This window comes from Brevundimonas sp. GW456-12-10-14-LB3 (genome assembly GCF_059424365.1).
Genome location: NZ_JBWKZJ010000031.1, coordinates 24,452 through 35,207, shown reverse-complemented (window position 1 = coordinate 35,207; position 10,756 = coordinate 24,452). Strand labels below are relative to the sequence as shown.

Here is a 10,756-nt window from a genome sequence, read left to right as displayed (position 1 = left end):
TCCCTTGACCTTGCCTTCCAGGAACCGCGCGGCCCAGATCACCTGTCCCGCCACCCGCGCCCGGCCGAAGACGCAGGCCATCGGCGCCCCCTCGGCCGTCCCCTGGATCTTCAGCCCGTCCAGCCTCGGCCCCAGCTGTCGCGCCGGCGACAGGGAGCCGATCACCCGATCGTCGATCACCCGCCCGATCGTCGCCCCGATCACCCGACCGACCGGCCCGCCGACCGACTGCCCCACCGCGCTCAGTACGACTTGCGCCATGCTTCAACCCTCTGTCTTACTGTCTTATCTCAGCGGAGCAGAAGCGATGGCGAACGCCACCCGGCGCACCTGGCTCGAAAGGAACATCCTATGGCTGTTCCTCGGCGGGCTGACGGCTTTGATCGCCGCGTGGCTTCTGCTTTCGCCACTGTTTCTCTACGCTCAGGCGCGTCTGAAGGCGGGCGCGACCCCCTACTGCCTCTACGTCCCCAACCCACACAATTACGTAACTCACCAAGTCACGCATCTGCGGGAACTGGCTTGGCCGCGTGAGCACAAGCGCTGTGGCGGTGCGGGCCCTTGCGATTGGAAGTTTGAGTTCCACGCCGTACTTTCCATCGCGGACAGCAGGGACAACTCACTCTACAACTGGTCCTACAGTCAGTTCGGCTTCCGTCCGATCACCCCATTCGCGCGGGAGACCCTGTATCACGGCCCTGATCGGTGCACGCCGAGGCGGGACTTCCTCGGCGACCTGCCATGGTGAATTTGGGAAACCGGAACACGGCGACCAGCCGTCGTCGCCACCAGACGCCCATCCAGCTCTCCACCACCGCCCGTCCCCAATAGGCGTGAATCATCCTCGATTCCGGCCCGCCGCAGTCGCTCAGAACGGCGCAGTGTTTGGCCGCCACGCCCGGCGACATGCGAAACAGCAGCACGTCCCCCGACCGCATGGCCTCGACCGGAACCGGCATCAGCCACCGCTCCAGCGCCTCCAGCAGGATTTCGCGCCCGCCCGCCTCGGCCCAGTCCGGCGAATAGGGCGGAACGCCTTCCGGCTCCGCCCCCGCCACCTCGCGCCACAGCCCACGCACCAGACCCAGACAGTCCGCCCCCACGCCCTTCACACTGGCCTGATGCCGATACGGCGTCCCCAGCCAGGCCCGGGCCGCCACAGCCACCCGGGCGCCGACGTCTCCCGCCCCAGACCCTCTCCCGCTTGCGGGAGAGGTGGCCCGGCGTTCGCGAAGCGAACCAGGGTCGGAGAGGGAAGTCTTCCTCTCACAAGGACTTCCCCCATCGTCAGGCGTGTCGCTTCGCACCTTGCCCCTCACCGCCGGCTCCCGCCGTCATGGCGGCCGCCCTGCGCCGGCCAGGCCGTCAGGAAGTCATCCCCCGGCACGTCCGGAAAGCCCCGAAAATTCACCCCATTCCCGAACGTCCCGACACAGGTCTCCCACCGCTTGTCGCAGGTCCGCCCGGCCGCATCCGCGACCCCGCAGCGCGCGTCCCCCAGCCGCGCGTCGCACAGCCGGCCGTAGGTCCGCCCGACCACCCGCTCCAGCTTCGCCAGCGGCCCTTCCAGATCGGCGACGAAGGCCCCGTCCTGCCACCTCAGCCGCGTGATCGTCCCCGACCACAGCCGCACCCTCAGCCCCGGCTCGGACCAGTCCAGGCGCCACAGCTCGACCGCCGCCCCGTCCAGCCGGCCCTGCGCCACATCGGCCTCGCGGATCGAGGCGTCGTCCAGCACGCCCGAGGCCGAGGCCGTCCCCGCCGCCAGCCCGACCCCGCTCTCGGCCGCCCCGACGGTCCAGCCGTTCGCCGCCCGACAGACCACCCCGTCCAGCGTCAGATCCCGGTCATGGTCGGTGAAGCCCGCCCGCGTCCCGTCGACGCGCCGCATCAGCCAGACATGGCAAAGCCGCGCCGCGCCGCTTTCGATGCGGGCGGCCAGATCGTCCGGTATGTGTCTCATCTTCGCCTTCGCTCAGTGGTGGCGAGTGGCGAGTAAGCGGGCCGAACATTCGTTCCGACGATCAGGTCTCGGCGCTCCCGCATCCCGAACCGCCTCGCCACTCGCCACTGACCACTCGCCACTCTCTTCAGACCCGCACCTCGATCAGCGGGACCGCCGCCATCCGCCCGGCCTCAAAACTCTCCAGGGTCGTCTCGATCCGGTCGGTGTCGAACCGCACCGGCGTGTCGAACTGAAAGCCCGCCGTGACCGTCACCCCCGGCGCCGGCGCGGCCACCAGGGTTACGGCCCCCGTCGTCCAATCGACGGAAAGGCCCTGGGTCTCCACGCCCCCGACCGCCACCCGCACCGACCCCTCGACCGGCTTCCGGATCGGTCGTTCGACGTCGCCGTAGGTCTTGATCAGCGGAAACACCGTCCGCGCCCCGTCGCCCAGGCCCAGAACCTGATCCCCGGCCGAAACCGTCCCGCTGGGCGCGCACGATTTGAAATCGGCGAAGTCCTTGAACCGGAACCCGTACAGCCGCCCCCGCCGCGCCTCGAAGAAGGCGATCAGGGCGGCCATGTCGTCCAGCGATCTCAGGTTCGCCCCGATCAGATAGCGCCTGCGCCCCAGGGCCCAGGGCGTCGATCGCCGCTCGAACCCGGACGCCAGGGTCGCGATCTCCGTCCGCCGCTCCACCCCGCCGGTCGAGCCGAAAGCCAGCCGCGCGGGCAGGCGCACCTCATGAAAGCTCATTCGAACCTGTCCCCTGTTTCACTTGTCCGAACGGCGCCGCTCGTCCATGCTCGGCTAACGACGGCCGAGGGGGCCGTCTCGAGACGGGAGCGAAGACTTGCGCGGCGAAATCCTCAGCTATGACACCACGGCCGGCGCCGGCCTGATCAGCGGCGACGACGGCGTCCGCTACGGCTTCAGCGCCGCCGGCCTGCAGTCCCCCGCCGTCCCCGCCCCCGGCGTCCGCGTCGATTTCGTGCCCGAGGATGGCGAGGCGACCCAGATCCTGATCCTGGCGGGCGGCCCCTCCACCGTCGGCGTCGCCGGCGGCTACGCCAGTTCGACCGACACCACCGTCGCCGGTTTCGACTGGCAGAAACTGTTCCTGTCCTTCGAGGGCCGCATCCGCCGCAGCCATTTCTGGATCGGCTGGCTGATCCTGCTGGGCGTCGGCGTCGTCGCCGGCTGGCTGCCGATCATCGGCGGCCTGATCTCTCTCGCCCTGATCTGGCCGAACCTGGCCATCACGGTGAAACGCCTGCACGACATGGGCAAGACCGGCTGGCTGGCCGCCATTCCCTGGGGCGCCGCGATCGTCTTCATGACCATCGGCTTCGTCATGGTCATGGGCGCCGCCATCGCCGGCGGCATGGGCCCCGACTATTACGAGGACAATCCCGCCGCCCTCTTCGCCATGATGAGCCCGGGCGTCGGCGCCTTCGTGCTGGCGGCCCTGGTCCCCTTGGCCTTCCTGCTGTGGATCGGCCTGGTCGAGGGCGACAAGGGCGACAACCGCTTCGGCCCCAACCCCAAGGGCGAATAGCAAGACAGTGACGAGTGGCGAGCGGTCAGTGGCGAGACAGGCCGCATCCGCATCGCCGCTCGTCACTCGCCACTCGCCCCTCGCCGCTCGCCACTCAAAAAAGCCTACCTCCCCCGCGCCCCCAGGCTGACCGCCCGCGCCAGCATCTGGGCGATCTGGGCCTCGGATCGCAGCAGGGCCTCGGCCCCGCCGTCCACCGCCACATGGACGGTCACAGCGCCGCCCGTCGCCGGTCCGATCTCGCCGCCGACGCTCGGGCGAAACACCTCCGGCCCCCGTTCTCCGACCAGATAGGCGCCGCCCCCCAGCACCGGCCCGCCGTCGGCCCTGGCCCCGCCGAAATTGGCCCCGCTGAAACTGGACGCCGCCGCCTGGATGGCCGCGCTCAGACCGCTTCCCGATCCGCCGGACCCGGCCGCCGCATTCACCGCCTTCAGCACCGCCTGGGCCAGTTCCGACAGGGACACCTCTCCGTCCGCCGCCGCCCGCGCCAACGACCGGGTCAGGCTTTCGCCCGCCCGGCCGAAGGCCGCCTCTATGGCGTTCGCCGCCTCCTCAGCCGGCCCCTTCAGCGCCTCCAGCGCCGCCCCCGCCTCGGCCGCCTTTAGCGGCAGGTCGTCGATCCCGTCCCGTCCGAACTCATCCGTCATCGGGCCAGTCCTCCATCAGTTTCGCCAAGCCCGCCCGGCCCATCGGCGCCGTCCCGCGCGGCGCCTCGGTCAGCATCCGCCATTCCTTCAGCGACAGCCGCCAGAAGGCCTCGGGCGCAATCCCCATCCGCATCGCCGCCCGCATCATCTCGCCCCAGGGCGTCGCGCCCGTCATCTTCCGGCTTGACCGGAGGACGCCTCAAAGGCCGCCGCCACGGCCCGCGCCGCCTCGCGCGGATCGACCGCCTCGACCTCCGGCCGGGCCTCGCCCCCGCCGCGCAGCACCGCCGCCAGGACCACCATCAGATCCCGCGCCGACAGGGTCTTCATCCGCTCGGCCGCCGCCGCCAGACCCTCGACGCCCAGCCCGGTCTCGATCTCGGCCAGGGCCCCCAGGGTCAGACAGACCCTGCGCCGCACCCCGCCCAGCATCACCGCCGCCTCGCCCCGCGCCTGGTTCATCGTCGCTTCCAATCTCAAGTGAAAAACGCCAGCGCCAGTGCTAGTGCGAGTACGAGTGCTAGGGCCAATCGACATTGGGCCTGCCGCCGTCCTGCCGTCCTGCGCGCAGCCGCCGACCCAAGAGAGGCGCCTCGGGCGTTGAAGACTCTATTCGATTGAGTGTCGGTCTTCCTTCCCGCGTCAGCGGAAGGGAAAACGTCTGGCGGCGTAACGCCGATTGAGGGTGGGTTCATCACAACGGGCACGACGAGGTCACGGCGAACACAGCGGGTTCCGATGGCGTCGTGACCGCTGTGAATCCGCCGTGATCGCTGTGATGAACCCGCGTCCGCCGCATCAAGGCCCTCTGACGCGGGAAGAGCGGCCTGACCGCAGTAAGCTGAATGTCGATTGAACCTAGCGAACGTCTACCCAGCCGCCCCGCCGTTCTCCGCTCACCGGCGAAGCCCGCTCACTAGCACTAGCACTAGCACTCACCCCCCTCACGCCGCCGAAAACCCGACCGCCCCCGCGCTGGCCAGGCTGAGCGCAAAGGTCGCCTCCCCCTCATGCGTCCCGGCGTATTCCAGGGCCGCCACCAGGAACGGTCCCTCCAGCACGCCGAAGTCCGGCACCACCAGCCGCCACCGCTTCGCCGCCTGATCGAAGAAGGCTTCCCGCACCAGGGCGTCAGAGGCCGCATCGCGGAAGATCCCCTGCCCGGACACCGCCGCCGACTTGACCCCGGCCCCGGCCAGCAGCTCGCGCCACCGTCCGGCGCTGTCGCCGTCGGTGGCGTCCACCGTGCGCGCGTTCAGCGAAATCGTCCGCGCCCTCAACCCCGCCACCGTCGTGAAGACGCCCGGCGCCCCCTCGATCTTCAGCAGCATGTCCTTGCCCGCCTGTGCGGTCATCTTGTCCTCGCTTTGCTCCTGAGCGGCGTGTGGCGAGTGACGAGTGGCGAGGAAGGTCGTCGCAACGGCTCCCCCCGCTGCTTCCGCCCGCCCGATCCAGCTCGCCACTCGCCACTAACCACTCGCCACTTCCTCGGTCACCGCCCTCAGCCGCACCACCGCATAGGTCCGCCGCCCGTCGCTCGCCCCGAACACGTCGGCGAAGGTCGCTCTCAGGGTCGCGGTCCGCACCCCGTCCGCCTCCAGCACCGCCTCGTGCAGACAGGCCCGCACCGCCGCCGCCATCGCCTTGGCCTCTTCCGCGCCGAGGAAGCGCGACACCCCGGTCAGGGTCAGCCTCTGCTCCACCCCGCCCCCGTCCGCCGCCAGCGGCCGGCTCTCGCATCGGCCCAGCGCCAGATAGGGGCAGGCCGCGCCCTCCGGCGGCCGGTCGAACACCCGCCCGCCGATCAGGGCCGACACCGCCGCATCCGCCTTCAGGGCCGCGACCACCGCCTTTTGCAGGGCGCTCTCATGATCCTTCATCGCACCCGCTCCAGCTCCAGCCGCAGCCGCCCCGGCCGCAGAGGATCAAGGCCGACGACGTCCCAGTCGGCCCCGCCGAACCGCAGCACCCGCCCGACCGCCAGCCGCGCGTCGGCCCGCGCCTCGGCGCTCAGCCGCTCGACCGTGCGCCTCTGATCGCCCTCGCCCCGTTCGATCCGCCGCCGCGTCCCGCAGGTCAGCCAGGCCGAGCCGACGGGTTCGAAACCCACGCTGCGCCCGCCATAGGGGGTCTCGGCCTCCACCGGCCGGAACAGGCTCGCCAGAACCCTCACAGCCGCACCGTGCGATAGGGGGCGGTCCATTCGTCGATCGACAGATCCGCCGCCGCCTCGCCCCGCTCATAGGCCCGCAGCACCAGCGTCAGGATCGCCAGCCTCAGCCCCGCCGGCGCGGTCGAGGTCAGGCTCAGCCCCACCTCCGCCTCCACCCGCGCCTGGGCCGCCCCAATCAGGGTCTGGATCAGGCCGTCCTCGGCCTCATGTTCGACCCTCAAAAACAGCTTCGCCTCCGCCACCGTCACCGGTTGCGCCATGTCTCTCCTCGCCTTGCTCGGAAGTGGCGAGTGACGAGTGGCGAGCGGCGAGACCGCCACCCCTACTCAGCCCAAACGCCGTTTCATACGTCAGCGGCGAGCGACCACTCGCCACTCGCCACTGACCACTCGTCACTCCGCGACTACGTCGCCGCGAACCGCATCACCTTGATCGCGTCGAAGTTCTGCACCCCGCCGCCGACCCGCTTGGTCGTGTAGAACAGGACATAAGGCTTGGCCGAATAAGGGTCGCGCAACACCCGCACCCCCGCCCGATCCACGATCAGATAGCCCCGCTGGAAGTCCCCGAAGGCGATCGACAGACTGTTGGCCGCCACATCCGGCATGGTCTCGATCTCGGTGACCGGATAGCCCAGCAGGCTCGCCGTCTCGCCCAGCCGCGTCGCCGGCTGCCAAATATAGTTGCCGTCCGCGTCCTTGAACTTGCGCACCGCCGAGACCGTCTTCCGGTTCATCACGAACCGGCCGTTCGGCCTATACTGGGCCTTGGGCGCATAGATCAGGTCGATCAGCCGGTCGGTCGGACTGTCGGCCGCGAACCCGCCTGCGGCGCCCGAGGCCACATAACCGATCTGGCCCCAGACCTGACCCGCGTCCGCCGCCGTCGGATAGGCCAGAAAGCCCTTGGGCTTGTTCACCCCGTCGCCGGCCACAAAGGCCTGGGTCTCCTGGGCCGCAAAGGCGTCCTCGACCTCGGCCGCCAGCCATTCGTCCAGATCGACCATGGCGTCGTCCAGCAGGGCCTGGGTCGCCGCCGGATTGGCGTACAGATCCGCCGAGGGGAATTCCAGCAGGGCCAGGGTCGCCGGATCGGTCTCGGGCCGCGCCGCCGTCTCCGCCACCCAGCCGCAGGCCACGCCCGCCGTCGAGACCGGCTTTCGGAACACGCCCGCCGCCACCGTCCTGACCGTCGCGATCTCGCGCATCGGCGAGGCCGCCATCAGCCGCCGCTCGATGGCCCGCTCGGTCTCATAGGGCGCGACATAGCCGCCCGAGGTCGGCACCGCAGACAGCCCCGCCTTGACCTCCAGGGCGCCGGCCAGTTGAGGCGAGTGGCCCGTCTTCAGATAGCCGTCCCACGCCGCCTTCGCCTCGGGCGCCGACGCAGGCTCCACCGGCTCGCCGCCGATGGCCGGACGCCGGTTCTGGCTCATCACCCGGTCCAGCCGCGCCTGGGCCGCCGCCACCGCCTGGTCGATCCGCGCGACCTTCTCCTCCAGCAGCACATCGGCCGCCGCCTTCTTCTCGATCTCGCCCAGCCGGGCGTCGTTCGCCCCTTTGAACGCCTCGAACGCCGCCATCATCTCGCGCACGGCGCCGTGCGCCTCGGGATGGCCCGAAGCCTGTTTGGTCTCTTTCATGATGTCTCCGGTGTGAAGGCGCCCGTCTTCGGCGCCGCGTGATCCGGGCGTGGCCCGAAACCTGTGATGGACGACTGCCGTCCCTCGAAAATCGTGCTACTCCGCGTGACGGAGGAGCTTCACCCATGTTCAGTCTCGTTCTCGCCTTCGCCGGCGCCCTGGCGCTTCAGACGCCGCCCGACACCTCCGGCCTGCCGCCCGAACAGGCGAAACAGGTCAATCAGGTCTTCGCCGGCATGACGCGCATGTTCGAAACCCTGGGCACGTGCGAACGCCAGTTCCCGCCGGGCGTCGCCGAGCAGGTCCGCGCCGCCCTGGCCAATGAGACCGATCCGGAAAAGAAGGCGGCCTCCGAGTTCCTCCTGGCGGCCTATGACAAGGGCAAGGCGTCCCCGCGCGCCGCCACCATCTCCTCCGACGAATGCACGGCGGAAATGGAAGCGATCACCGCCGAAATGCAGGCCCTCCAGGCCAATATCGAAGCCTCCGCAGCGGAAGACTGAAGGGTCTGAGACGCAGAAGCCCATCTTTAGGTTTAAGCTTGGAAAGTGACCGATACGACCTTGAAATTGATGGGCGGCTTGCAGCGCTCCTGGCTGCTGAAGCTCGTCTGGACATGGGCGCCGTTTGCACCCCTCATCTTGTGGGCCCTGAGCAGACACTACGCGGGTCCGTGGACCCAGTTGGCGTCTGCGGTCATGCTCTTGCTTACATTCGGGGGTCTCGCCGCCTCTTACGGGCTAGGGCTTATCGAGCGGCGCCAGAGGCGCGCCCGCCGTCGCCGACTCCCTGCCCTACAGCGCATGCAGGTGTCCGAAGACACCAATCTTGTACCGCTCAGCGAAACCCTTTGCGTCACCGACAATCCGCCGATTGACGCCCTGCCCCGGTCCGTTCAATCGGCGATCGCAGTCGGGGGCGCGCCCCTGCCCGGCCCCTTGTCCCACGCCCTCTTGGCGCTGGACCTGTTCCTGTTCGTCCTCCTCATGATCATGATCATGCACGACGATCCGATGGGCGAAATCTCACGCCGCCTGGGCATGCCGCTCCTGCCCTACTGGCCGGTTTTCTCGGCGCTCGTGCTGGCTCTGATCCTCCTGCGTACATACGGGCGACTGGCCCAGATGCACCGACACTACGTGGCCGAGGCCGCCGCTTCAGGCCGTCGCCCTTTCCCCGCCGTCTGACGGCTCGGCGCACACCGAAAGCTCAACCCGCCCGCTTCAACGCGGCGTGATCCGGGGTGGCCCGGAAATGTGTGATCCAGGCCCTAGCCTTGATTGCGCCTCATGCTACCAATGCAGCATGGATAGAGGGGCTCTACGGCGGGCGGCGACTTGGGGCACACTCGCCCTGATGCTTCTGGCTAGCGTTTTTTACGGTCGGCTTGCCCCCTCGCCGCCGCCCGGCATGGGAGGGCTCGGACTTTTGATCCTATCAACGGTCTTGGCGGCCGCCGGTGTGGCCGTCGGACTGCGAAGCAGGTTTCCAGCGCTTCTGACCTGGGCCCGCGCCCAACGCGCGCAAGCGTCGCCGCAGCAGAGAAAGGCCCTTTCCGCACTCACGGGATGGATGGTCCCGGTCGTGCTTGCTCAAGCCTTAGGGATAGTGGTGGGCGGTCTTAGTCTCTTGCTGGAGGGGGCGAACGCTTGGTGGGTTTACCTGTCTGGCTATGCCATGTTGATCGCAGCCACGACTGGCGGCCTGATCGGCAGGCTGCGTGAAATAGATATCCTTCTGACCGCCGATCCGAAGGCTCCGGGCGGCTAGGTTCAACCGACATTCAGCCTACTGCGGTCAGGCCGCTCTTCCCGCGTCAGCGGGCCTTGATGCGGCGACCGGGTTCATCACAGCGATCACGGCGGATTCACAGCGGTCACGACGCCGTCGGAACGCGCCGTGTTCGCCGTGACCGCGTCGTGCCCGTTGTGATGAACCCATCCTCAATCAGCGTTCCGCTGCGCACCGCCCCGGCAGGACGGCGGCAGGCTGAATGTCGATTGGCCCCAGGCCGTCCCAGGGCGCGTCAGGCGACGCTAAACCGCGCCCCCGGCAACATGGGAAACGTCACCAGCGACACCTCCCACAGCTCAACCCCGCTCAGCACCCTCAAACGTCCCTGACGCCGCGCCCGCGCCGTGCGGTATCCGATCGACAGGCCGTCCATCGCGCCCGCCCGGCTCAGGGCGGCGGCGAAGCGGGCCTCGGGCGACCAGTCCTCGATCCGGCCCCGCACGAACAGGCCGCGCTCGTCCTCGCGCACCTCGTCCCAGACCCCGACCGGCGCCCGGCCGTCGTGCTGGTTCAGCATCCGCACCCCTTCGGCGCCCGTCTTCGCCAGACTGTCGGCGAACGCCCCCGCCTGGACCACGTCCCCGTTCAGATCCGCCACGCCCCACAGGGAGGCGTAGCCCTGGATCAGGAGTGGCGAGTGGCGAGGGGCGAGGGGCGAGCGAAGTCGCGCCTGCCTTCGTCCAATCGCCTGGTTCGCCTCACCACTCGCCACTCGCCACTCGCCACTAACCACTCACCCGCCCCCCTCCAGCCGCCGTTCGATCCGCTCGACAGCCGCCGCCGTCGCCTCGCCTTGCGTCTCCAGCCGCGCCAGCCGTTCGGCCACCAGCCTCTGTTCCCCGACCCTCTGCTCCAGGGTCGCGATCCGCGCCGCCGCCCCGCCCGCCCAGACCAAGCCGCCGATGGTCTGCACCACGACCGCGATCACCAGGGCGGTCGGCACGCGCCGGACCTGAGAGTCTTCGCTCATGCGTCACGTCTCCCTCGCCACTC

Annotated in this window: 17 protein-coding genes; 3 read left to right on the top strand and 14 right to left on the bottom strand. The window is 69.4% G+C overall.

The window, feature by feature from the left end; genetic code table 11:
- The 4 genes from AC07XS_RS12275 to AC07XS_RS12260 form a co-directional block, all read right to left on the bottom strand.
- On the bottom strand, nucleotides 1-261 hold a 261-nt coding region (locus tag AC07XS_RS12275), incomplete at its 3' end, for a hypothetical protein (protein WP_321208096.1).
- A 401-nt stretch (nucleotides 262-662) separates the two neighbouring features.
- A complete protein-coding gene (locus AC07XS_RS12270; RefSeq protein ID WP_182714574.1) occupies nucleotides 663-1,166 on the bottom strand; it encodes an NlpC/P60 family protein in 504 nt (167 codons plus the stop codon).
- A gap of 149 nt (nucleotides 1,167-1,315) precedes the next feature.
- Complete coding sequence (locus tag AC07XS_RS12265; protein WP_182714575.1) at nucleotides 1,316-1,963, bottom strand: phage/gene transfer agent baseplate hub protein; 648 nt, start codon at nucleotides 1,961-1,963, stop codon at nucleotides 1,316-1,318.
- Nucleotides 1,964-2,090: 127 nt separating this feature from the next.
- Nucleotides 2,091-2,702 carry a DUF2460 domain-containing protein gene (locus tag AC07XS_RS12260; RefSeq protein WP_182714576.1) on the bottom strand — a complete coding sequence of 204 codons (612 nt, stop codon included), beginning with the start codon at nucleotides 2,700-2,702 and terminating at the stop codon, nucleotides 2,091-2,093.
- 97 nt (nucleotides 2,703-2,799) lie between these two features.
- Between AC07XS_RS12260 and AC07XS_RS12255 the strand changes: the two genes are divergently transcribed.
- Complete coding sequence (locus AC07XS_RS12255) at nucleotides 2,800-3,504, top strand: DUF805 domain-containing protein (RefSeq protein WP_182714577.1); 705 nt, start codon at nucleotides 2,800-2,802, stop codon at nucleotides 3,502-3,504.
- A 104-nt stretch (nucleotides 3,505-3,608) separates the two neighbouring features.
- Here the strand turns inward: AC07XS_RS12255 and AC07XS_RS12250 are convergent, their stop codons facing one another.
- The 8 genes from AC07XS_RS12250 to AC07XS_RS12215 form a co-directional block, all read right to left on the bottom strand.
- Complete coding sequence (locus AC07XS_RS12250) at nucleotides 3,609-4,154, bottom strand: phage tail tape measure protein (protein ID WP_182714578.1); 546 nt, start codon at nucleotides 4,152-4,154, stop codon at nucleotides 3,609-3,611.
- A complete protein-coding gene (locus tag AC07XS_RS12245; protein ID WP_054764901.1) occupies nucleotides 4,144-4,329 on the bottom strand; it encodes a phage tail assembly chaperone in 186 nt (61 codons plus the stop codon). The genes AC07XS_RS12250 and AC07XS_RS12245 overlap by 11 nt, the downstream gene beginning before the upstream one ends.
- Nucleotides 4,326-4,616 (bottom strand): GTA-gp10 family protein, encoded by a 291-nt coding sequence (locus AC07XS_RS12240; protein ID WP_054764900.1) that lies wholly within the window; start codon nucleotides 4,614-4,616, stop codon nucleotides 4,326-4,328. Before AC07XS_RS12240 ends, AC07XS_RS12245 begins: the two co-directional genes overlap by 4 nt.
- A 482-nt stretch (nucleotides 4,617-5,098) precedes the next feature.
- Nucleotides 5,099-5,509, bottom strand: a complete 411-nt coding sequence (locus AC07XS_RS12235; RefSeq protein WP_054764899.1) for a phage major tail protein, TP901-1 family — start codon at nucleotides 5,507-5,509, stop codon at nucleotides 5,099-5,101.
- 114 nt (nucleotides 5,510-5,623) lie between these two features.
- Complete coding sequence (locus tag AC07XS_RS12230; protein WP_054764898.1) at nucleotides 5,624-6,034, bottom strand: DUF3168 domain-containing protein; 411 nt, start codon at nucleotides 6,032-6,034, stop codon at nucleotides 5,624-5,626.
- Entirely contained in the window at nucleotides 6,031-6,327 is a 297-nt protein-coding gene (locus AC07XS_RS12225; protein WP_201464195.1) for a phage head-tail adapter protein, read from the bottom strand. The genes AC07XS_RS12230 and AC07XS_RS12225 overlap by 4 nt, the downstream gene beginning before the upstream one ends.
- A complete protein-coding gene (locus AC07XS_RS12220) occupies nucleotides 6,324-6,587 on the bottom strand; it encodes a head-tail connector protein (RefSeq protein ID WP_182714579.1) in 264 nt (87 codons plus the stop codon). The genes AC07XS_RS12225 and AC07XS_RS12220 overlap by 4 nt, the downstream gene beginning before the upstream one ends.
- 143 nt (nucleotides 6,588-6,730) lie before the next feature.
- Nucleotides 6,731-7,969: a phage major capsid protein gene (locus AC07XS_RS12215; protein WP_182714580.1), complete on the bottom strand. Its 1,239-nt coding sequence runs from the start codon at nucleotides 7,967-7,969 to the stop codon at nucleotides 6,731-6,733.
- A gap of 125 nt (nucleotides 7,970-8,094) precedes the next feature.
- Between AC07XS_RS12215 and AC07XS_RS12210 the strand changes: the two genes are divergently transcribed.
- Both AC07XS_RS12210 and AC07XS_RS12205 read left to right on the top strand, forming a co-directional pair.
- Complete coding sequence (locus AC07XS_RS12210; protein ID WP_182714581.1) at nucleotides 8,095-8,472, top strand: hypothetical protein; 378 nt, start codon at nucleotides 8,095-8,097, stop codon at nucleotides 8,470-8,472.
- Between the two features lie 306 nt (nucleotides 8,473-8,778).
- Nucleotides 8,779-9,156, top strand: coding sequence for a hypothetical protein (locus tag AC07XS_RS12205; protein WP_182714582.1), 378 nt, complete (start codon nucleotides 8,779-8,781; stop codon nucleotides 9,154-9,156).
- A gap of 839 nt (nucleotides 9,157-9,995) precedes the next feature.
- Here the strand turns inward: AC07XS_RS12205 and AC07XS_RS12200 are convergent.
- Together AC07XS_RS12200 and AC07XS_RS12195 are read right to left on the bottom strand one after the other, a co-directional pair.
- Nucleotides 9,996-10,391, bottom strand: a complete 396-nt coding sequence (locus AC07XS_RS12200) for an HK97 family phage prohead protease (protein ID WP_182714599.1) — start codon at nucleotides 10,389-10,391, stop codon at nucleotides 9,996-9,998.
- A 105-nt stretch (nucleotides 10,392-10,496) separates the two neighbouring features.
- The gene (locus AC07XS_RS12195; RefSeq protein ID WP_182714583.1) at nucleotides 10,497-10,733 is read right to left on the bottom strand and encodes a hypothetical protein; all 237 of its coding nucleotides are present in this window, start codon (nucleotides 10,731-10,733) and stop codon (nucleotides 10,497-10,499) included.
- Nucleotides 10,734-10,756 lie beyond the last annotated feature (23 nt).

What these genes read in the sequence shown, in the direction of transcription:
- AC07XS_RS12195 (WP_182714583.1), bottom strand. Translation starts at nt 10,733, where the DNA reads ATGAGCGAAGACTCTCAGGTCCGGCGCGTGCCGACCGCCCTGGTGATC.
- AC07XS_RS12210 (WP_182714581.1), top strand. Translation starts at nt 8,095, where the DNA reads ATGTTCAGTCTCGTTCTCGCCTTCGCCGGCGCCCTGGCGCTTCAGACG.
- AC07XS_RS12250 (WP_182714578.1), bottom strand. Translation starts at nt 4,154, where the DNA reads ATGACGGATGAGTTCGGACGGGACGGGATCGACGACCTGCCGCTAAAG.
- AC07XS_RS12260 (WP_182714576.1), bottom strand. Translation starts at nt 2,702, where the DNA reads ATGAGCTTTCATGAGGTGCGCCTGCCCGCGCGGCTGGCTTTCGGCTCG.
- AC07XS_RS12220 (WP_182714579.1), bottom strand. Translation starts at nt 6,587, where the DNA reads ATGGCGCAACCGGTGACGGTGGCGGAGGCGAAGCTGTTTTTGAGGGTC.
- AC07XS_RS12215 (WP_182714580.1), bottom strand. Translation starts at nt 7,969, where the DNA reads ATGAAAGAGACCAAACAGGCTTCGGGCCATCCCGAGGCGCACGGCGCC.
- AC07XS_RS12235 (WP_054764899.1), bottom strand. Translation starts at nt 5,509, where the DNA reads ATGACCGCACAGGCGGGCAAGGACATGCTGCTGAAGATCGAGGGGGCG.
- AC07XS_RS12245 (WP_054764901.1), bottom strand. Translation starts at nt 4,329, where the DNA reads ATGACGGGCGCGACGCCCTGGGGCGAGATGATGCGGGCGGCGATGCGG.
- AC07XS_RS12230 (WP_054764898.1), bottom strand. Translation starts at nt 6,034, where the DNA reads ATGAAGGATCATGAGAGCGCCCTGCAAAAGGCGGTGGTCGCGGCCCTG.
- AC07XS_RS12240 (WP_054764900.1), bottom strand. Translation starts at nt 4,616, where the DNA reads ATGAACCAGGCGCGGGGCGAGGCGGCGGTGATGCTGGGCGGGGTGCGG.
- AC07XS_RS12265 (WP_182714575.1), bottom strand. Translation starts at nt 1,963, where the DNA reads ATGAGACACATACCGGACGATCTGGCCGCCCGCATCGAAAGCGGCGCG.